The 21,019-nt window shown below is 35.6% G+C and carries 19 protein-coding genes and 5 pseudogenes; 11 read left to right on the top strand and 13 right to left on the bottom strand.

Features of this window, described 5'->3' with window-relative positions; genetic code table 11:
- Positions 1 to 201: 201 nt before the first annotated feature.
- Both FTU75_RS17520 and FTU75_RS17525 read left to right on the top strand, forming a co-directional pair.
- Positions 202 to 1,367, top strand: a protein-coding gene (locus FTU75_RS17520; protein ID WP_119285041.1) for an IS3 family transposase whose coding sequence is annotated in 2 segments (ribosomal slippage) — positions 202 to 460 and positions 460 to 1,367 — 1,167 coding nt in all. Because the reading frame shifts where the segments join, the coding sequence is not laid out codon by codon here.
- A 234-nt stretch (positions 1,368 to 1,601) separates the two neighbouring features.
- Positions 1,602 to 2,060, top strand: a complete 459-nt coding sequence (locus tag FTU75_RS17525) for a DUF523 domain-containing protein (RefSeq protein WP_077170035.1) — start codon at positions 1,602 to 1,604, stop codon at positions 2,058 to 2,060.
- Between the two features lie 126 nt (positions 2,061 to 2,186).
- Here the strand turns inward: FTU75_RS17525 and FTU75_RS17530 are convergent, their stop codons facing one another.
- Positions 2,187 to 2,975 carry an aminoglycoside adenylyltransferase domain-containing protein gene (locus FTU75_RS17530; RefSeq protein WP_038350081.1) on the bottom strand — a complete coding sequence of 263 codons (789 nt, stop codon included), beginning with the start codon at positions 2,973 to 2,975 and terminating at the stop codon, positions 2,187 to 2,189.
- Positions 2,976 to 3,252: 277 nt separating this feature from the next.
- Here FTU75_RS17530 and FTU75_RS17535 point away from each other — a divergent pair.
- A protein-coding gene (locus tag FTU75_RS17535; protein ID WP_099046175.1) for an IS3-like element ISAba14 family transposase occupies positions 3,253 to 4,397 on the top strand; the annotation gives its coding sequence in 2 pieces (ribosomal slippage) (positions 3,253 to 3,517 and positions 3,517 to 4,397; 1,146 coding nt in all).
- A 172-nt stretch (positions 4,398 to 4,569) separates the two neighbouring features.
- Here the strand turns inward: FTU75_RS17535 and FTU75_RS17540 are convergent.
- On the bottom strand, positions 4,570 to 4,791 hold the full coding sequence (locus tag FTU75_RS17540) for a helix-turn-helix transcriptional regulator (protein WP_004658364.1): 222 nt from the start codon (positions 4,789 to 4,791) through the stop codon (positions 4,570 to 4,572).
- Positions 4,792 to 4,985: 194 nt separating this feature from the next.
- On the opposite strand from FTU75_RS17540, the gene FTU75_RS17545 reads away from it, so the two are divergent.
- Positions 4,986 to 5,237 carry a hypothetical protein gene (locus tag FTU75_RS17545; protein ID WP_004658363.1) on the top strand — a complete coding sequence of 84 codons (252 nt, stop codon included), beginning with the start codon at positions 4,986 to 4,988 and terminating at the stop codon, positions 5,235 to 5,237.
- A 252-nt stretch (positions 5,238 to 5,489) separates the two neighbouring features.
- Here the strand turns inward: FTU75_RS17545 and FTU75_RS17550 are convergent.
- A pseudogene (locus FTU75_RS17550) lies at positions 5,490 to 5,633 on the bottom strand (antitoxin HicB); the annotation flags it as partial.
- On the opposite strand from FTU75_RS17550, the pseudogene FTU75_RS17555 reads away from it, so the two are divergent.
- Positions 5,633 to 5,857 (top strand): annotated as a pseudogene (locus tag FTU75_RS17555) (efflux RND transporter permease subunit); the annotation flags it as partial. The pseudogenes FTU75_RS17550 and FTU75_RS17555 overlap by 1 nt on opposite strands.
- Positions 5,858 to 5,941: 84 nt before the next feature.
- Here the strand turns inward: FTU75_RS17555 and FTU75_RS17560 are convergent.
- Together FTU75_RS17560 and FTU75_RS17565 are read right to left on the bottom strand one after the other, a co-directional pair.
- Positions 5,942 to 6,829, bottom strand: coding sequence for a cation diffusion facilitator family transporter (locus tag FTU75_RS17560; protein ID WP_127800877.1), 888 nt, complete (start codon positions 6,827 to 6,829; stop codon positions 5,942 to 5,944).
- On the bottom strand, positions 6,816 to 7,220 hold the full coding sequence (locus tag FTU75_RS17565) for a hypothetical protein (protein ID WP_180004480.1): 405 nt from the start codon (positions 7,218 to 7,220) through the stop codon (positions 6,816 to 6,818). Before FTU75_RS17565 ends, FTU75_RS17560 begins: the two co-directional genes overlap by 14 nt.
- Positions 7,221 to 7,299: 79 nt before the next feature.
- On the opposite strand from FTU75_RS17565, the gene FTU75_RS17570 reads away from it, so the two are divergent.
- Positions 7,300 to 7,713, top strand: a complete 414-nt coding sequence (locus tag FTU75_RS17570) for a Cd(II)/Pb(II)-responsive transcriptional regulator (RefSeq protein WP_005245163.1) — start codon at positions 7,300 to 7,302, stop codon at positions 7,711 to 7,713.
- A gap of 41 nt (positions 7,714 to 7,754) precedes the next feature.
- Here the strand turns inward: FTU75_RS17570 and FTU75_RS17575 are convergent, their stop codons facing one another.
- Positions 7,755 to 8,954, bottom strand: a complete 1,200-nt coding sequence (locus FTU75_RS17575; protein WP_005245164.1) for an integrase arm-type DNA-binding domain-containing protein — start codon at positions 8,952 to 8,954, stop codon at positions 7,755 to 7,757.
- 642 nt (positions 8,955 to 9,596) lie between these two features.
- On the opposite strand from FTU75_RS17575, the gene FTU75_RS17580 reads away from it, so the two are divergent.
- On the top strand, positions 9,597 to 10,979 hold the full coding sequence (locus FTU75_RS17580) for an IS200/IS605 family accessory protein TnpB-related protein (RefSeq protein WP_159153749.1): 1,383 nt from the start codon (positions 9,597 to 9,599) through the stop codon (positions 10,977 to 10,979).
- Positions 10,980 to 11,009: 30 nt separating this feature from the next.
- Positions 11,010 to 11,228 (top strand): hypothetical protein, encoded by a 219-nt coding sequence (locus FTU75_RS17585; RefSeq protein WP_000550047.1) that lies wholly within the window; start codon positions 11,010 to 11,012, stop codon positions 11,226 to 11,228.
- A gap of 144 nt (positions 11,229 to 11,372) precedes the next feature.
- On the opposite strand, the gene FTU75_RS18725 is transcribed toward FTU75_RS17585, so the two are convergent.
- The 4 genes from FTU75_RS18725 to FTU75_RS17600 are packed head-to-tail and all read right to left on the bottom strand — an operon-like array spanning position 11,373 to position 17,521.
- The gene (locus tag FTU75_RS18725) at positions 11,373 to 11,480 is read right to left on the bottom strand and encodes a hypothetical protein (protein WP_372551473.1); all 108 of its coding nucleotides are present in this window, start codon (positions 11,478 to 11,480) and stop codon (positions 11,373 to 11,375) included.
- 60 nt (positions 11,481 to 11,540) lie between these two features.
- Entirely contained in the window at positions 11,541 to 14,741 is a 3,201-nt protein-coding gene (locus FTU75_RS17590) for a site-specific integrase (protein WP_127800785.1), read from the bottom strand.
- A 4-nt stretch (positions 14,742 to 14,745) separates the two neighbouring features.
- Positions 14,746 to 17,085 (bottom strand): hypothetical protein, encoded by a 2,340-nt coding sequence (locus FTU75_RS17595; RefSeq protein ID WP_127800787.1) that lies wholly within the window; start codon positions 17,083 to 17,085, stop codon positions 14,746 to 14,748.
- Positions 17,072 to 17,521, bottom strand: a complete 450-nt coding sequence (locus FTU75_RS17600; protein WP_002046161.1) for a hypothetical protein — start codon at positions 17,519 to 17,521, stop codon at positions 17,072 to 17,074. Before FTU75_RS17600 ends, FTU75_RS17595 begins: the two co-directional genes overlap by 14 nt.
- Positions 17,522 to 17,838: 317 nt before the next feature.
- Between FTU75_RS17600 and FTU75_RS17605 the strand changes: the two genes are divergently transcribed.
- Complete coding sequence (locus tag FTU75_RS17605) at positions 17,839 to 18,006, top strand: YhfG family protein (protein WP_000946583.1); 168 nt, start codon at positions 17,839 to 17,841, stop codon at positions 18,004 to 18,006.
- A gap of 12 nt (positions 18,007 to 18,018) precedes the next feature.
- Positions 18,019 to 18,615 carry a putative adenosine monophosphate-protein transferase Fic gene (locus FTU75_RS17610; protein ID WP_000362164.1) on the top strand — a complete coding sequence of 199 codons (597 nt, stop codon included), beginning with the start codon at positions 18,019 to 18,021 and terminating at the stop codon, positions 18,613 to 18,615.
- A 27-nt stretch (positions 18,616 to 18,642) separates the two neighbouring features.
- Here the strand turns inward: FTU75_RS17610 and FTU75_RS18555 are convergent, their stop codons facing one another.
- A complete protein-coding gene (locus tag FTU75_RS18555) occupies positions 18,643 to 18,756 on the bottom strand; it encodes an AlpA family phage regulatory protein (protein ID WP_002046152.1) in 114 nt (37 codons plus the stop codon).
- Positions 18,757 to 18,979: 223 nt separating this feature from the next.
- Here FTU75_RS18555 and FTU75_RS18730 point away from each other — a divergent pair.
- Positions 18,980 to 19,171: pseudogene (locus tag FTU75_RS18730) on the top strand (hypothetical protein); the annotation flags it as partial.
- Positions 19,172 to 19,681: 510 nt separating this feature from the next.
- Here FTU75_RS18730 and FTU75_RS17620 read toward each other — a convergent pair.
- Positions 19,682 to 20,359 (bottom strand): annotated as a pseudogene (locus tag FTU75_RS17620) (alkaline phosphatase); the annotation flags it as partial.
- Positions 20,360 to 20,522: 163 nt separating this feature from the next.
- Positions 20,523 to 20,633, bottom strand: a pseudogene (locus FTU75_RS17625) (IS5/IS1182 family transposase); the annotation flags it as partial.
- Between the last annotated feature and the right edge of the window lie 386 nt (positions 20,634 to 21,019).

Below are 21,019 nucleotides of genomic sequence, written 5' to 3' on the forward strand. Positions count from 1 at the left end.
ATGAGGCATGTTCCGCGTCCTTGCAATACTGTGTTTACATACAGTCTATCGCTTAGCGGAAAGTTCTTTTACCCTCAGCCGAAATGCCTGCCGTTGCTAGACATTGCCAGCCAGTGCCCGTCACTCCCACTCTATTGATGTGTGCTTAAAAAACAGGAGGGTTTAACTTGGTAAACTATACATACTCATTAGGAGTTTACCATGAGCAAGAAACAGAAGACTTACACCGCAGAATTTAAAGCTGAAGCCATAAAAGCCATTGAAGAGAACCAAGGTAATGTATCGGAATCCGCTAGACAACTTGGCATTTCAATGCAAACCCTTTCGAACTGGAATAACAAAGCAAAGGCTGGAACTTTAGCAGGCACAAAACAGTATTCGCCCGATCTAAACGCCTTACTCGAAGAAAATAAGAAGCTTAAACAACAGCTCAAAACAGCTGAAATGGAACGTGAATTTTTAAAAAAGGCAGCAGCGTACTTTGCCAAAGAAAGTCAGTGAGGTACGCCTATATGAAATCGCAAAGCCACTTATTTCCGATTATTTTAATGGCTCGATTACTTCGTGTATCCGTTTCTCGCTTTTATGATTGGCTAAAGCGAGGCATGAGTAAAAGATCAATTCAGCGAAATCAGCAGACAATTTTGGTCAAAATAGCCCATGAAGAAACCAAACAAAGCTATGGCTATGTTCGATTAACCAAGCATTTACAAGCGCAAGGTATCAAAATAAGTACGTATGCTGTGCGCCAAATAAAAAAATCAAATCAGTTGTATTGTAAGCGCCATAAGCGTTTCAAAAGAACCACGAACAGTGATCACAACCGTTCTATTTATGACAATTTACTCAAGCAACAGTTTTCAATGACGAAGCCTAATCTTGCGTGGTCGAGTGACATTACCTACATTTGGACGGCTGAGGGCTGGTTGTACTTGGCAGCTGTCAAAGATCTTTACACGAAACAGGTTGTTGGCTATAGCTTAAATGAGCGCATGACAGCCAAGCTTGTTTGTGATGCATTGAATATGGCTATTCGCAATCAGAAACCTGCTAAAGATCTCATTGTACATTCAGATAGAGGCAGCCAATATTGCAGTAATGAATATCGAAACTTACTTGAGAAATTTGATTTTCAGGGTTCAATGAGCAAAAAAGGCGACTGCTTTGATAATGCACCGATAGAGAGTTTCTGGGGCATACTCAAAAATGAACTAGTCCATCATCGCAACTACAAAACAAGGGAAGAAGCCAAAGCGGATATTACAAAATATATAGAGTTATTTTATAATCAGCGAAGAATTCAAAAAGGCTTGGATTTTAAGACACCAAATCAAATGGCAGAAGACTTTTATCGGTTAGCTGCCTAGAATCTCCCAAGTGAAAGTCTCCTGCTAATTCAGCACACATCACTGTTGATAAATTTTCTAAACAAAAAGGATCAAACTAATCTATAAGCTTTGTGGGTTAGAAAAAAAATAACTCACTTTGCATTGATCATATTTAAATTCTTGTTTTATCCATAGCACTAACCTATTAATTTTAAAAAATAATAGGTACTGGCTAAATAGCAAATCGATACATATCTTTTTCATAGAGGAAATATGATTTTAGTAAGTTCTTGTCTGGCTGGCTTAAAGGTACGTTATAACGGGACGCATAGCTTAAACGAAAAAATCGAAAAATTAGTCAAAGATGGAAAAGCTACTATGGTATGTCCAGAGATTCTTGGCGGTTTATCAACACCACGCGAACCTGCCGAGATTTCGGGAGGTAATGGCGATGATGTCTTAGATGGAAAAGCCTGTGTAATTGAAAAATCAGGAAAGGATGTGACTTCAATCTATATTGAAGGGGCATATAGAACTTTAAAAAAAGTTCAATTATTAAAAGCTACTCTGGTAGTGCTTAAAGAAAATAGCCCTTCATGTGGTAGTTCAATGATTTACGATGGTCAATTTAATGGGAATAAGATCTATGGCAATGGAGTTACCTCCGCTTTGCTTAAACGTCATAATATAAAAGTCATTTCAGAAGAAACTTTTTGGCAACTTTTACCCTAGTTCCTCCGCTTTTATTTAAAATCTTCATGCAACTCCAACCACGCCCCCCTTTGCAATATCAAGTCTCTTCGGTATTTAGAGATATAGTGAGGTAATAATCTAAGAAGCATATCCATTACTTCCACATCAGTTAAAAAGTAGTGGTTCAATTTTATGCTGTAATTCTTTAACAATTTTAGCAAGCTGATCATGTAAAACTAACCAACATTGCTCATGACCTTGCCCAATATATTCATCTATTATGAGTTGCAAAATGTCTTGATCTATCTGACTTAAGAATTCTAAAAACCATGTCGCAGCAACATCCTTGGCAACTATTGTTTTATGATCTAATGTATAAGCTATACGGCATAGCGCTAAAATTTGATTACATTCATCCTGATCGTCTTTCCAATGAGCAATAATTTGTGGATAAGTTTTTTGCATGGCAAATATTAATTGTTCATAGCTAATTGGATTTAACCAATCGCAAATATCAGGTCCAAAGATAGTAATGTTATGTAATTGGGCAGTTTTAAGTAAAATACTAATATCTGGATCAGATTGACTATAAAGTAATTCACCTTTGAGTAATTCTTCTCTCAACCACTCGCCATATTGTAGCTGATATGTATATGGATGATTTTTATTGGTAATACTCCCTTTTTCTAATATCGTAATTTCTAAGGCACGCGCTGTAGCATGACCAATCGGAACAGATATATTTAGAAAATTCTGCGCTAATTGTTTTCTTTCCTGATCGGTAATTTCACGTTCAATAATAACTAAAATATCAAGATCACTTTTATGTTTTAAACCACCATCAACATACGAACCATATAAATAAATAGCATAAAGCTTATCTTTAAAATTTTTTTGTAAAAGCTGTTTTACACTTTCAACTTGGCGACACTCTTCATCATTTAAGCTTTGCATATGATTTTTAATTTAAAAAAATAAGTAATGAATTCATAGAGCATTATACAGAATAAGTGTAAATAATTTAATCAATTAGTAAATAACATACTATTTTTACAATATATTTACTTTCAATATAGAGTTTAATACATAAAACTCTATCAATCAAAAAAAGCTTGAAACAACATCTGAATAGTAAGAGTCATTTCCTCCTCACTTAGAGATGGATCCGGAAATTTGAACAACTCCTATAAGTGATACTCTGCTCCTCAAATGATGTTATAAACATCAATATATGGAGTATTTTATGGCACGTAGACCAAGAAGAAATCATTCAAACGACTTTAAGGCTAAGGTAGCACTTGCTGCGATCAAAGCAGAAAAAACACTTGCTGAATTGAGTTCTGAGTTTGATGTTCATCAAAACCAAATTATTGACTGGAAAAATCAATTGATCTCAGCTTCCTCACAAGCTTTCGATCAATCAAAAGCTCCATCAGAACCTCCCATTGATCTTAAAAAGTTACATGCAAAAATCGGTGAGCAGGCATTAGAAATTGATTTTTTAGAAGGTGTGTTGAAGAAACTGGGCCGCTTCAACCACAAAAGTTAATCGATCACTCACTTCAGATTTCAGTATCTAAACAAGCTAAGTTACTGAAAGTCTCTCGTGGTTGTTATTATTATCGCCCAAAACCTGTTAGCTCATCAGATCTGAAGCTGATGCGATGTATTGATGAATTACATATGCAATATCCTTTTGCAGGCAGTCGTATGATGCGTGATTTGTTGAATCGTCAAGGGCATCATATAGGACGACGTCATACACGTACTTTAATGAAGAAAATGGGTATTCAGGCGTTATATTGCAAACCAAATTTAAGCCAGGCTAATCAAGCTCACCGTAAATATCCATATCTGCTCAAAGGATTGGCTATTCAGCGCAGTAATCAAGTGTGGTCTACGGATATAACGTATATCCCTATGGCAAAAGGCTTTGTTTATTTATGTGCTGTGATTGATTGGCATAGCCGCAAGGTACTTGCGCATAGGGTATCGATTAGTATGGAGGTGGATTTTTGTATTTCGGCTTTAAATGAAGCGATTGAAAAATATGGATCACCTGAAATATTGAATACAGACCAAGGCAGTCAGTTCACCAGTGATGCATTTATTGATGTATTGAAATCAAATGGCATTCAAATCAGTATGGATGGTAAAGGTCGATGGGTAGATAATGTGATGGTTGAACGATTATGGCGGAGCGTTAAATATGAAGAGGTGTATCTCAAAGCTTATAGCAGTGTCACAGATGCGAAAAAGCAATTGAGTGCATATTTTGAGTTTTATAATCTGAAACGACCTCATTCGAGTCTAGACAAAATGACACCAAATGAGTTTTACTATGATCAGCTACCCCAACAAAACAAGGTGGCTTAACTAGAGCGGAATATCACTTATAAATACGCTTTTAGTTGTTCAAACAAGTGGAACCACCTCTGTTTGTAATGATATTTTATAAAATTCAATATTAGATCTGCAGAGAAAAACTTATCAAACTAAGTATTGGCTAGTCTTTTTCTTCGAAAAACTTATCAAACGAAGTATTAAGTTAATCTTTTTCTTCAACTTCTTCCTTAAACTCAAACAAATCATTCATCGTACAGTTAAAGTACTTACACAACTTATCGGCGACTGGTAATTCAATACGTACAGCACGGTCATAATACATACTTGTGAGCGTGTTGCGATTGATACCTGTTGCATGCACCACTTCACTTAATTTTAAAATTTTTCTATCGCCCATGAGGCTAGATAACTTACAAGTAATCATATTTAAATTAATTTACAAAAAATAACTTGCTGTGGGTTATTTGAAGTTGTTGACTGAGTAATACTTTGCTAAAATTAACCTACAGCAGGTTATTACAACTTATAGAAAGTATATTTTATCCATTTCAACTAAATTATAACTTTTTAAATATAAGGATTGAACCTGCATTAGATTATTTTGTGGAGATGACCGCCGTGTTACCAAATGAGTTATTGATCAGCCAGCAAGCTCGTGACTTAGGAAATCAATTAATTAAAGAAATGAACATCAATAGAAGTTATGGAATGGCTAATTTTCTTGGAGTAAATACTTGCTATGATAATCATCAGGCTGTACTTATTTGGACATTTCAACTGCTTGAAAGGGAACCTGCCTTAAATGAATTAGCAGAAATTAAAAAATATTTTCTTTTAATCTTTCCAGATAGTGTTTATCAATTAGCCTAAGTTGTTTTTAAAATTAATTTATTAAATAAAAAGCACTAAATCAAAGAAAGCTTTATTTAAAAATACCTATTAATTCAAAAACATACCATTTACTGAATATATGAAGCATAGGTTCCTGCTCTATCACTCACTCGTACTAAAATTACATCGCTCTTTTTACTGATACTAAACAATTTATGTCCACGCCACGTTCTGCGGCTTCGAGGGCTAGTTTTTGTTGAACCACTGAGAACAAGGACAACAAACTGCCTACTATATTTTCCCGGAGAGTGGTGTAGGAACTTTTTCATTATTGCTAATCATATCAGCGACAACATCAGCAACGAGCTCCTCTATTCCTGAGAATGCTTTAGACTGATCCGCATCAAGCCAAGACAATGATGGAAACTCAGCACATCATTCGTTTAAGACCTATTTTAATGACGGCACTGGTCGCAAGTTTAGGTTTTATTCCAATGGCGTTAAACACTGGAATTGGTGCAGAAGTACAACGACCACTAGCAACAGTTGTTATCGGCGGTATTGTATCTTCTACAATTTTAACTTTGTTTGTATTGCCTATTTTATATCAATGGGCGCATGGCTCTGAGAGTAGCAAACAGCAATCCGACGAAATTTAAAATCAAAAAAAGCAGCTTAATTACTAGGTTATGCCTAATTAAGCTGCTTTTAATATTGTATGCCCAACATTTTATTGATAAAGCTTACTGCGCTTCATCCCGACAATTTTCATTTAAAAACTCAAACTCTATCGTTGTATGCGATAAATGATAGGAAGATAATTTAGCTGCAACTTCTTGTTTAAGCCTAATTAATTCTTTAACGTCAAAGTTGTCACTCAGCTCAAGGTGCGCTGTTAAAACGTGACTTTCACCATCTAGTGACCAAAAGTGCATGTGGTGGATACCATTAACTTCAGGAAATTCCATTAGTGATAGTTTAATACGCTTTTGAGTCTCTTTATCGGGTGCAGCTTGAAGAAATAAAACGAGTGTTGATTTCAGGTTTTTGAAAACATTAAACAAGATGAACAGCGTGAACCCTATTGATAAAAGGGGATCTAATATCGGCAGTTCAGCGAACAACAGTACGATAGAGACTATAAGAACGGCAACCCATCCAAGTACATCTTCAAGAAGGTGCCATGTCAGCACTTTCTCATTTAATGTTTCACCCGCTTTTAATTTTAATACAGCATATCCGTTAACGGCAACGCCGAGTATCGCTAGCCCTAACATCCCCTCGACTACAGGCATTTCAGGATTGGACAGCTTTGGAATTGCTTCAAATAAAATCCAAATTGAGCCAATGATTAAAACAATACTGTTTATCAATGCGCCAAAGAGAGTAAGTCTACGATAACCATAACTAAACTTATCTGATGCTTCTTTATCTGAAAAACGACTTAAAATCCACGCAAAACCTATTGAAAGACTATCACCAAGATCGTGAACTGCATCTGCCATTATCGCCGTACTGTTAGTGAGCCAACCACCTATAAATTCGATAATAGTGAATGTCACATTAAGGAAAAATGCCCAACCAATACGGTCATCTTTACCATGTTGATGACTATGATTATGGTTGTGCATTTTGTACCTCTAGTACTTTTCTATTTCTTAGTTTTGATACATTCATATTAATCAAGTGACGTATCAAGCGTTGATATATCCAGCGTTTGAACCCCGACAAGTTAGTCCCTTTTTCGAAATAGAACTCATCAGGGGAATCATAAAGCCCAAAGTCATCATGAATACCTTCTTTTTGAATATAGGTATTTTCTCCACGCCAATCTGTATCTGGTGATGAAAAGCACTTTGTTGCAACACCATAACCACAAAAATCATCTTTTACAAACTGATAAGCGGCACCAATTTTGTTGAAGTTATCCAAGTTTTTCCACCTACGTTGATCGATCAAGGATTGGATATCTTTGTGTTCAAAATTAACGATATTCGTATTGTTTAAATATTTCTCAGTCATTTTTTATATATCCTTTTCGTTGCATACTTATACTATAGACTCTATAGTAACTATAGAGTCAAATGTCTGGGGGAAATTGATGAAAATAGGCGAATTGTCAAAAAAATCGGGCTGTTCAATACAAACGATTAGATATTATGAAAGAGAAGGATTACTGTTAAATCCAAATCGTTCAGAAGGTAATTTCAGGCTGTATGATAGCAAAGCACTTAAACAATTGGAATTCGTAAAGCATTGTCGCAGCCTAGATATATCACTCAATGATATTAAACGTCTTATCGAATTAAAAAATAAGCCAGAAGAAAGCTGCTCTAGCGTTAATGCATTAATTGATCAGCAACTTGCACTAGTGAATAAACGCATGAAAGAATTAAGGGCGCTTAAAGCTGAATTACAACAAATGGCTAGTGCTTGTGGTTCGAACAACCCAACATACTCATTATATTCTGCTGACCATGTAACACGGCAAGTATATTGTTTACTATCCATTTGAAACCCCATAATGTTTTAAGTCTATGTATAAAAGTACGATTTTCACTTAGCAGTACTTAAATAATCACCCCACCACTGCATCATTTCAGTCCGCTGGGCTAAATAGTCAGCGTGATTATAGCTGGCACGGGTACGGTTCTTATCAATATGTGAAAGTTGTGCCTCAATCCAGTTATCCTGGAACAAACCTGAGTCATTCAAAATGGTACTAAAAGTGGAACGTAGTCCATGAGAGGATAATTGATGTTTTCCATAGCCCATCTTACGTATAGCCATATTTAATGTATTAAAATGAATCGGTTGATTATGTTTCCGTGGGCTAGCAAAAATGTACTTTTCACCGTATGACCATTGCATGACGTCTTTTAAAATATCTAAAGCCTGATCTGAAAGTGGAACTAAGAAGTCGGGAATCTCATGGCCTAATATGACTTTTCGTCGAAACTGTTTAATATGCAAGGCAGGTATTTTCCAGACTTTTTCATTTAAATCAAAATGATGAGGCTCAGCCAATAACAATTCAGCCCCTCGCACGCCAGTATGTAATTTGAACAGCAGTGCTTTTTTAATAATCGGATGGGCATCCAATTTTTGTAATTTATACTTAAAATCAGATATATCCTCCGCTTTCAAATACGGATAATTTTTCTTGATTTTACTGTTAATGGCGATTTTATTTAAACCATGCGCGATGTTGAATTCACAATAACCCATCGCTACAGCGTAGTCATAAATTTGGTTCAAATAACTACAAGCTTTCTTGACAGGTTCTTTTACTTGGCGTCCCTCTATTTTTTTGATTACTGAAACCAGGTCATAACGCTTGATGTTTTGAAAAGGTAGATCCTGAAGGTCTGGATAAATATCTTGCTGTAAGCATCTTTCTGCTAACTGTAGTACACCACAGCGGGGTAGATCGTTGAAGGCATTTTTCAGTTTGAACTGTAACCACTCCTCCCCGACCTTACCAAAGGTGATGACATTAGAGGCAGTATCTTGTTCAAAACAGAAATCATTGTCTTTAAAGTCATCTCTGACTTGTCGTGCCTTTTTCAGCGATAAATCAGGATAACGACCTAACTGAATGCGTCGACGTTTTTTAGTTTGTGGATCTGTATAGCGATAGCACCAAGATTTTCTTCCACTCGGCTCAATCTTCAGGCTAAGCCCATCTTCATCGGATAAAAAACTGGTTTTTTCCTTACAATGAGCTTGGCGAACTTTAATTTCAGTAAGACTCATGGAATTTAAATGAAACCTAACAATGGGTTGATTGGATCAATTATATCAAAATAGAACGCTTTATGTATGATGCGTACACTACGCATCATATATATTTGTAATATATTGTTTTATATATTTAATATTTTAAGTATTTGTATTTTAGTAACCATTATAAGTACCACCTCTTCTTTAAGTTACCAACAACTCACTTTTTCTGTCATCAATGTTAAATAAGTCTTGTGCTTTAAATTCTTAGATGACCTCCTCTACCCTTTATTATCATTTTTATAAAAGTAACTATATGTACTCATTAAAATTTGTAGAGCTCAAAAACAAAAAAGACCGCTATATAGCAGTCTTTTAACTTAATTAAATAATAATTAATTCATTTTCATCATAAGTGCATAAGCATCACGTTTGTTTTGACGCAATGATTCTATCTCGGACTTCGTCAGCTGTTTTACGAGAGTAATTAACTATAACTAAAAATATAGACAAATATTTGCATAAGTTCTCATTTTGTCTATGTCGATTCAGTAGTGGCAAGGTGGGTATTTATTAGAGATTTAAATGATTATCTTTTGTATTTTAGGTGAGTGTCTTGGTATATTAGCATCCATATCTATTGATTATCCAATCCCTTAACCTAGGCATGACTTTGTGAAATTAACACGCATCCACCATTGTAAAAACTTGAATGTGCAAAAGTACAAACAGCTTGAGAAACAAGCTGTTTTACTTGGTCGTATTCGTAGCGAGGTGTGGGCTAAATATGGTGCTATTTCAGGTTTGAATATCAGTGACAGAGCTATTCGTGATGCGTGGATGAAAGAAAGTCGTGACTTTGGTGTTTCTGCAAATGCGTGGAAAGAAACGCTACGTGATTGCATAGGTGATATTAAAGCCTATCGAGAAGCATCAAAAGACAAAGTAAAGCAGGCGATCCGAAAACGCACCTCCTGTAATAATGAACAAAAAAGACTATACACCTTGCTTAAAAAAGATGAATGGATGACTGATAATTTCCTCCATCGTCAAATGCGTAATCACTTTAAGCATGGTGTTAATCACACACATAATCAAATTATTGTTCGTGCGGATATGTGTAAAACCTTTGAGTTAAATGGTCAATGTTGGCTTAAAGTACCAAGCCTAATCCCTCGACAAACCATTAAAATCCCATTAAATACGACTGTTGATTTTGCGCCACAAGGCACACTTAGAATCATTCTAAAAAACGGTAATGTTGAAGTTCACTCAACTTATGATGCAGTTGAAACACAGGATTGTGGTCAGGAAACCGTAGGTGTTGATAAAGGGTACTCAGAAGCTTTTGTGGACTCTGATGGCGATGTATATGGGAGTGGTCTAGGCAAGCTGATCTCAAGTGAATCAGATTATTTAAATCAAAAGTACAAGCACAGAAACAAGCTCAGAGCGATTGCTAAAGCTAAACCACACAAGAAACAGAAAATTGAGTTAAATAATCTAGGTCGAAAAAAACTAGATAAGCGACAAGATACTCAAAAAGCAAAGCTCAAAACATTAATATTTACAGCAACTCACAAGTTGGTTGATAAAGCCAAAGTGATTGTTGCGGAAGATTTAACATCCCCAATTCAAAGTAAACGCAACTATGGCAAAAACACCAATAGACGCTTAAATACATGGGCTAAAGGTTTGTTAGCTAATGCCCTAACTTCTATATCTCACCGTAGAGGTTCTACGGTGCATCTAGTCAATTCTGCATATACTTCGCAAAGTGATTCTTTCTTGCATGGCCTTTTAATAGGTACACGTAAGGGAGATCGTTTTCACCGTTTCAATGGGGAAGTTGTGCAAGCTGATTGGAATGCTGCGAGAAACGTGCTTGCAAGATTAAACGACAATGAGATAAGTCGTTATACGCCTTACAAAACTGTAAAGCGTATATTGCAAGAACGGACTGACCGCTACAAGTCGGAACTGACCGACTCAGGCTCTAGTTACACGCTTGGCAACAAGACATTAACAGAGTGCGAATTAGTCCTTGAGTATGTTTGAATACATTTTAAGGAACAGTAGGATAAAAACATGCACTTATTTAAATTAACTGACGAACAACTCGCACAAATTCTTATCCCGAAACGATTTGTACCACCTACTCCACCTGAACATGAAGGCAAGAATATGGTCTATGTATTTGATAGTGAGGATAAGTTTGAACTGACTTATGATGAGCTGGTGGAAATCATTAGCAAAGCTAGAATGGCTGGTCCGAAGTTGATACCTGTCTTAGGCACCGTGAATTAAATTGTGCAGTGTTCGCACGCCACTTGAAACATAACTTGATTGGAAATGAATTTGGGCTGAGAAAAATTCAGTTCAAATTTAACCTGACGGGCACACTAAAAAATGGGTAATTGTCAGATCGAGTTTGGACTACAACACTTTAGCTCATCGATTTACCATACCGCTAATCTTCACACCATTTTCGTAAATCCAGCGATCAAACTGTGATACTACATTCCGCTTATTAATCCAAGTCAGCATGGTGCTTTTCATAAAGGCAGTTTACTTATAAACAGGGAAATTTCTAAACAATTCCCCTTTAACATGCTTAGGCTATTTGATCCAGAGTTCATCTTTTTGCATCATTTTTAACATTAAATTAAATATAACCAGCGGAGTAACATTTTTTTTGTTAGAGCCGACAACTCTTTGAAAACTAAATTTAACGGTTCGCTCAGGAGCATCCAAATTAACTGGGTAGTTTTGTTTTTCTAAATACAGATGATCTCCTAACATTGGCTCTATACCAGTAATAAAATTAACAATTTGTTGCTCATCACCTTTCATTCGGCATTGAAAATGTAGAAAATTCTTACGCAGTTTTCCAAATAATAATAATATTTTAAGCGCCTTAACCATGTTCTTTTCTTTCAGTGCATCTTGCTGCCTATCATCTTTATAATGAAAATCAAGGAGAGGAATTATTTCATCTGGACGAGTCAGTTTTTTAGCCTTTTCGTAAAGTTCATCAAACCAACTCTCTTCTAAATTCTTACTATAAACATAATTCGTTTTTAAATTAAATTTTTGGCGATCCATCCATTTAGTGCTCATCCATTGACATCGTTGCATCCATTCTTGAGCTTGGGTATCTTCGCTTAATCGACCTTCTCTAAAACTTATCAAACGTTGAAAAGGTGTCAGAGTACTCTTCTCTATACTAAACTTCTTTTCTTGTCGGCCAGCCATCGTAACTGGCTGTGTTTGCTGATAAGAATTAAACCATTTCTGCTGCTGAGTATAACGATTTAGGTTTATGTAGTCTGTACTTGACTTCACTGGACTAAAACACTGTTCTAATACTTTTTTTGAAATGATACACGGCGAATTATAAATTCGATCGACTGCTAATAAATCCAAAACATGAAGGTAATTTGAAGCCGTTTGCTCAATACTGCTATGCCCCATCCAAGAGGCGAGCACCTGCCATTTATGTTGAATAATCTCTTCTTGAGCACGTGCTTTCATACCAAACAATAAATCCCTCATCTTTTTTGCTTTTACCCAAGGACAATCTGTGTAGGTCTTGATCATTTCTTTTGAACCGAGCAAAGTTATTGCTAGATAGTTAGCAGCACTGTGGCGTAATGTATGAAAACTAAAGCCATGATGCATACCTAATATTTGACTAAACAAATCTACTGTAATTTTGCTGATACATTGATCAGTTAATACACGATGATTCACACTAAAAAGTAGATCATCCTGCTGATTAACCAAATATTGCTCATAACGATGTTGTATGTAACGTTGTACTACTAAAAACTCATGTTCTGACAATGCAATTTTCAATGGTATTTGACGATTCGCACTTCGCGTTTTCAGACGGCGATATGAATTGTCTTGGATATGAAGCGTGATATTATTAAAAACTGTATTTTCTTTTTCTTTATAAAGTAGCTCTGGGCAAATAATATCTTGTATTTTAAGACAACGAACTTCATTTAATCGAAGTCCAGTTCTATAACTTAGTAAATACATCAGCTTTAAACAACTCAGATGATCGACCCACTCTGATGCCGTTGGCTCTTGACTTAAATTTTCTAGTTTTTCCAATAATTTGCCAAATAGCAAAGGACTCACTAGCCGTGCATTGCAAATTTGTAAATGCTTAAAACTTGAATTCTGTAACACCAATACCCCTGGAGCATCATAATTCTCTATACAGAATTGATGAAAATCTTTTAGGCGACCAAAACGGTATTCTGCGCTTTGGTGCATCTTACGAGAGGTTTTTCCTTTCACCGAATCTCGTTGAACTGCTTTTTCATCACGTTCACTGCTGTATTTCAATAGCTGCCGATATAAATCCTCATAGTCATCTATGGATTGTTGCTTTAAATCTAATTTATTGAGCCAAATCTCAAATATAAATTCTTTGCCAAACGATCCTAAGTAGCTTTCAATAGTTGATAATTGAAGCCCTCGTTTTTTTAAATGCATTAACCAGTGAATTAAGCGTAGTTGAGCATCAATTAAAGACTTTTCCTCCGTATTAGCATCAACTATCTTCTCCTCTAACACCCTTCTAGTTTCTTGCCAAAAACGTAGCGTGCGTTCTTCTTTATTCCTCTTTTTATCTAAACGCTCAACTTTTTGACCTTTACGTTTCTTTTGACCAAACAACATCAACTCATACGGAATCGTTTGTAATTTGCTTTGAACAGTCGGAACTTCAGGAAGTAACTGCTCTTGTTCAAAATGAATAGGGCGATTATCTGGTTCTGTGACTTGATTGTAATCATTATTCCACAGCAATCTAAATTCGGATGGCCTTAAAGCAACAGTATTAATCTCTTGCTGAAGCACATTACTCAAAAATATATCTATGCTGAGGTTTGGATTAAATTCGAGTACCATTTGCACATCATTAAATGCACGAAATCCACGGCGTTTAATTTGATATTGCAGATCCCCAAGACTTTTTTTCCTGCCTATCTTACTCAAGCTTTCTAAAATACAATCTTCAACTGAATGTTGCAGACAAAATTCTTTCTGAGCAGCTTTCAACTTTTTTAAATATTGCAAAATGAACTGCGCATATGGGTTAAAAAAAACATGTTTCCATTGGTACAACTTTCCCTGTTCTACATCGTTGCCATATTGAGAGTTTTCAACACGATAATGTAGTAACAATGGATTAGTGATTTTTTTGTAGTCCGAATGGTATAACCGAAAACAATTCAGATCTGTACCAAGCTCAATGGCCTCCTGCAATTGCTTCTGAATAGCAATCAAATGCTGTTCATCTGCACAGCCTGAAATATATATAAAACTTAAGCATAAATTTCCCCATAAGTACTTTGGTTCATTCCAATATTCAAATGAATCTTGCCAATACTGCCTTAATTCCTTAAGTACATGGATATGTAGATGCCCCTGTTCTAACCGTGACTCTGTACTCTCAATTTTTCTAGGCAGTACGATCCGTTTAGTATGTGGATTTAGCTTAATTCTGTATGATTTTTTATCTACATTCTGGTTGAATTGCTTCCTTCTTTTATTAAATTCATCTTCAGTAAATTGCATCAGTTTTGATTGTTCGTCTCGGCTCAACTTTTGACTCAAACAATCAACACTATCTTTAATGTCATGCCATTTTTCAGCGATCTGCTGATCAAGTTTTTGCTGCATTTCTTTCGTCAATACTTCAGGTGGAGAAGGCTGTCTATCTAGCGACTTTTTCACCATTTTATGAATATCAACAAATAGATCATCTAGTTGTGGTTTTATTAGTTCTTTGATTTTTTGCATACAACTATTTTCGCTCTAAGTGTTTAATCGATAAAGATTTGACATTATCTTGCAATTGCTGGCGGGCTTGCTGTACATAGACATTCGGGATAAGTGAAGAATGCGGATGAAAAGCCTCTCGGTCACGTTGGTCATGACCATACAGGGCCTGAATTAAGTGAAAAGCTAATGCTGGTTTACCCTCTTGCTGCTCATGCATCAAAAAGTTCATGTCAAAATGACGTAACCAATTCGAATACATATTCTTTGGAAAGACTCCTTGCATATATGAATTCACCCATTTTCTCGATAAAGGGATTAACTTAATTTTCCTGCTCTGCCATTCTTTGACAGTTATCGGCAAGATATCTTTACTAAAAATGACCTTACCAAAAAGATCATTTACAGTTATCTTCTTCTTTGCAAAGACTTGTCTAAAAAATGAACCGTACGCTTCAATAATTTGTTCTAAAAAGGCAGTGTAATTTTGCAGTGTTTTTATGAAAAAATCAGATAAAGGGATAAAACGACCATCTTTTCTTGCTTTACTATTTTTTTTATCATTCACATATAAAAGCTTGAGCTCAACACAATAATCATCCAAATTCCCCAACAGGTTTTTTTTAGGCCGACTTGCCAAACTCAACAAACTGATATGCCACATCCAACACGCATATGCATTAAGTTGATTAATAATGTGCTTATCTTCTTGGATGTTTTCGTGACAATGTCTATGTAAAATATGGAATTGCTCTTTCACAAAATTGGGTTCAAGTGCCAGTTGGCTCCCTATCCTTCCTATAGATAATGCAGATTGCACTTTGAATTGTTGTTGCAATATTTTTAGTTCAGCCGTGTCTTCAGTAAAATGTGTGGAATGTGGTGTAAGTGCTTTTTCTAAAAAGGCTAGATATGTGCTACTGAGTTGAGTTTTCGGTAGCCCGCCATAATAGATACCAGGCATGTGATGCTGACTATCCCGCCCAGCAATTACATGAGCAAGATATTCATTATATGTTTCATAATATATATGAAAATATAATTGAGCCTGCAGTTTTTCTACAGTGATCGAACCTACAAACCGATTATCAAGCCAATTCTTAAGTTTCGTATTAATGTGTGTTGATGAAATTAGTGGATTCGATGCTTGTTCTATATAGTCAAACCAAGCAGAAGGTAAATGTAGTTGATGTGTCATCACTTCATTCCACCGCACATGATTTAAGCTCTTAATCTTCTGCTCTGTAATTTTAAGATTTAATTTGAGTAAATATTCGCGACGTCTACTTGAACCATTCTGGATCAAAATTCCATCTTGAATAAGCTCGTTAAAATCCATCAGTGCGACGGGTGATAATCCCGTCAAAAGTGACAATAAACATGCTGCAGCGATTGCAGCATCCCTCCAGTGCCCGGATAACTCGGTTCTCAACACATAAACAATTTGCTTCAGTATATCTGGCGCCAAATAATGTGGATTTGTAACAAAAGGAGCATGACGGCGCTGGCGATGCCGCATTAGATGCGTCGCATTATCGCTGAGTATATAATTTAAATTTTTAGACTTTTCATCTTCTGAATAAAACTCCATTTCAGGATCTAATAGATCAACTTCACCCTCTTCATCTTTGTGAAGAGCGGCATCATAAATACTAATCTTTGCGTTATGTCCAATATCTACTTGCTTACCCGTTTTAATTTCACGAAATTTTTTGAGTTCATTTTTCGTCGGCCATTGCAAAACTTTGCTTTTTTTTGACTTACGCTGACGATGAACTACACGACGATCATCTAGTCTTTTAAAAATTATTAATAGAGCCGATAAATACTCTATGACTTGTACTTGTTCGAAATCTTTAATATTAAAAAGTTGATTACGATCCTCTTTTTTCAAATTACGTTCGTACGTGACATAACAATTTAGCAGCTTACTACATTCATGAAATAATTCAGCATGATTAGAATCCAGCACATATCGTGAGACATAGCGTAATAGGTCACAAACATGTTTTTGCTTATTCTCAGCTTTATCAATTTTTGCAAATTCTTGATACTGCCGATATGTTAAAAAACTCGCTTGTAGAATCAAATAACGTTGCGATGACAGCTCTTGTGTATTACTAGAATCTGGACATGCAAAAAAACTCACAGCAGCTAAAAAAGAATACTTACCGATCTGTCTGGAGCCTGATATATAGCTATAAATTTGTTGTGCTAATTTGTATAGAGCGTAGACATCTTTATACAAATCATCTGATAGATCGACAAATTGTGTATTTACAATATCATCACGTAATAGACAATAATCTTGTTGATATTTTTCTGCTAAATCTAAGAATTGCTCTTGTGTTTCAATGTTTGGCATATTCATTTTCGCTTAATATTTTTATCACGTTGCATTGTTTAAATTCATTGTGATCAGAACGATTTGGTAAAAGTTGATCCTTTATTGAATTCTTTGTTAGCTTAAAAAATCTTGCAAAAAATTTAGCATCCAGTTCTTTCTGAGCTTTTCTTTCAAAGCACAAGTGTTGTTGTGATTTTTCGATAAAATCATCAAGATTATGTATCAACTGTAAGATTGCAACATAATTAGAATGCACACGTAAGCCTGGCTCCGTTTGCATCAATAGCAAGATTTTTTGCCAAATTTTCACATAGATTATTTTGAACTTTGCTTGTACTACTACTTTCTGACTCTGTTTAATCTTTTTGATTTTCAGTAGTTCTGAGTTAATTTTTACTATCTCAAGTTGAACATTTTTTCGGTCAAAGCAAAAGGGCATGATAAATTGCCCCATAAAAATTTCTATATTTTTTACCAAATAGTCAAATCTTAACATTTTTATCGATTTAAAAAATGAGCATATCTTTGTATATGAAACTTCATTTAATTTATCAACTAAATTTTCTCAAAATTACAATTCTCAACAAATACATACGGTTTGCTTATCTATGACGGTCTAAATTTTAAGAATTCTTCCACTTTTTTTTAGTTTTCTGTTATTACATGAAACAATACCGTTGTATTACATTTTAGAAATGCTGTGTATGCAGCATTGATCAAAAAGATTCTCTGCTATACTTACTTCACGTGTAGCATCAATGGAGTTTCGAAATGCTCAGAACCACTGAACAGAAAAGAAAATATATTCAAGCGACACGTTCGCAAAACTATCAAGCCAGCCTAAAGCTTGAAGGCATTACAACGACAGCTCAAACAACTCAACAAAGTAAAGCTGAAATCTTGCAAAAATATAAGAAGTATTCGCAACCCGAATCTTAGTCAGGTGCATGTATGGATAAATATGGGGAAATGGGTGACAGCCTGTATTGTTACCCTGGCACAAATATCCTAAAGAACAAACTCAATATTCGTGATGAACAAATTTTAGAACAAGCTGAACTGGAACTGTCTGGATTAGCAAGTAGTCTCATTGAATATGCTGAACCACCCTACGACTTAAAATACTTAAAATCAATTCATGTACAGCTTTTTGGCGACTTATACGACTGGGCAGGAAAATTAAGACAAATCGATATTTCCAAAGGTGATACCCGTTTTTGTAATTTTTCCCGTATTGAAATTGAAACCAATAAATTACTTAGGCCACTTCAAGAAAAAAAATACTTTCAAGGCTTAGCACCACAAAAACTAATCCCTCAACTTGCCGACTTGTATTGTGAGCTTAATGTCATACACCCATTCCGTGAAGGTAATGGACGTACACAACGGATTTTCTTTGAGCATCTGATTGCTCATTGTGGTTATGGTATTGATTGGTCTCGCATTGACTCTCAACAACAATGGATTCAAGCAAATATTGAAGGTTTTTATGGTAATTTAAATCCATTAATTCAGATTTTTGAAATATGCTTTATTCAAAATACCTAAAATTTAAGTAGTCAGAGCCTACAATCCTTAATTAGCCATCATCTTTGCTTCAATCCACTGATTAATTTCCCAAATAAACCAACAAACACGATTCTTAGAAATCTTAATACTCTTCGGGTAATTTAGGATCGTAATATTCAAATTACTTATCTAGAATTGAATAGATCGTTAACTTAGATAGACTTTTAAGCAATATAACTTGCCGCATGTTTATCAACATATGTCTCAAAAAAGTCTGCCCACACATAGATTTATGGCGTTTAGTGCTTAAATTTCAGATTAATCTTCGTCTGATGACTGGAATGGATATTACAGATTACATGCAGGTGAATTGCTTAGTAGCTGTATCATCGCTTTTGTGTAATCCAATACATTTGATCAGAATGTTCTCTTTTTCAATAAAGCAGCCTCTTCTGCTTTTCCTGAACCAACGAACTATGTCATTGATTTGAGTCAACCGACAACAGTGATGCTGAATCAAATCCCCAAAGAAGGGATTAAATGCAAGATGTGGTAAAAAAAAATAGGGGATGGAAGTTATTATCCGTCTAATTGAAACCAGCCCATGAGTCGAGATCAGTTGAGTAAGAATCATTTTAAGTGAATAAGAGAAGGATGGCTCACCTCACTTCTCCGAATAACAACGCTATGCTTTTCAACCAAGGTAGAAATTGGCAACTACATTTCATTCTTCATCATGCTGATCTTATGGCATGTAGACAATTACTACATCATTTGCATTCAATGCTCAATACAGCCTGTCAGCAGAACCGCAGCGATACTTTTTTTCGTGCATACATGTAGTGTTTAAATCCATTCATTTTTCAATGATCCTCTGCCGTTTATCACATTTATGGTCGATCTTTAACCTTGTGAAAAATGCACATACCGATCCCTTCAAACTGTCAAATTTATGTATGCATGACATTTAAAGAAAATTATCTGATCAATTTTTTTAGGTAAAATTCATCAAGAAAAAGTTATTATTATTCATAACATCACCAATAACCACATAAAAACAATAATTTAATAAATTATTCTTCCAATTTTTTTATATTTAGTGTTATTGACGCTTACCCCCGCCTAGAATCACATCAACCCCATCTTTTAATTTGACGTTATAACGCTGATAGGTATCACCTTGCGAACTTGGTACTAATTGGGATGCTATGTCATTTTCAGCATCACGATGACAAATATGGGCATAAGTCGATGCTGGTGTAGCATGCGTAATGCGAGTTGTTGTGACTACCCCTGTACCCCAACCTCGTGCTTTGGCCAATTCAAGTAAAGTTTGAGTGTCTTGCTTATTCTGGTTCTGAGGATTGGTTCCACATTGATGATTTCCGGCCTGATTTGGTTCTACTGCAATTGTTCCAGTCTGCATGGATATCACTTCATTTTTCATTTTTACACCTGTCATATAGGCACCCATCGATGGTGCGCTATCTGTAACCTGTGCATCTTCTGAGAAAGTACGAACAAATGCTGACTCTGGCAGTTGATCTATCGGCAGTTGGCCATCTTCACCAACAGCATAAATTCGTGCAGCTGTCAGTGTCGTGATACCCATTCCATCTCCCAAGAAAAAAACCACACGGTGGGGCTGTTTTAGTGGTTGTACTGAAGCAGAAGATGATTGAACTAAAGCAGGACTTTGGCAGCCCGTCAAAATAACTGTGCCCAAACTACAGCATGCCAAACTTATTGATTTTTTATTAAATTTTTTCTTATGCCAAAGCATTGCATCGCCTCATCTTAGGATGGTCGAAAAATACGCTTTAAATATTCAATTTACATGACAAATTTATGAAAATATTATTATGACTAATTAGGGTCTGTTGACATTTACTGTGGCTTTGTTGCACAAAGATTTTAAAAGTAGAACTCCCCTAAGCTTCTCAAACTTAAGTGACAACTTGGGTGTGAGGTCTGCCTAAATCCGTAAATTTATTTAATACTGTCACACGAGCATGAATCTCATTCACTTGGCTCTGAAAGTTTCTCGCACTGAGTTTATATGCGGACCAATTCGTTGTACGGTAGATTTTAGTTGCTGGCTTCTTCATTCGGAAATTATATTGCTGAATCAGACCTTACAAACAGCTTTGTGCAACAAAGCCGTCTTTAAGTACTTTTTTTAAAGGAAAAATCATCGACTTAAATCTATATTTCCAACAGTGCCACTTTTATCGCTTTAGCACCTCAACTTATTTAAGTGGCGTAACTTACATAACTTATGCATCCCATTTAAGTGACCTCAGTTATAGTATTCCGTGTCAGGAATTTGTCCACTTATTCCAATGATGATGAGAACTGCAGCATTGACTTAGATCGCCAGTGCTCAGTACTGGCCATCATGTAGCTTTTATCGCTTTAGCGCCTTAACTTATTTAAGTGGCGT

The sequence above is a fragment of the Acinetobacter sp. YH12140 genome (genome assembly GCF_013418475.1).
Taxonomy (GTDB): Bacteria; Pseudomonadota; Gammaproteobacteria; order Pseudomonadales; family Moraxellaceae; genus Acinetobacter; species Acinetobacter amyesii.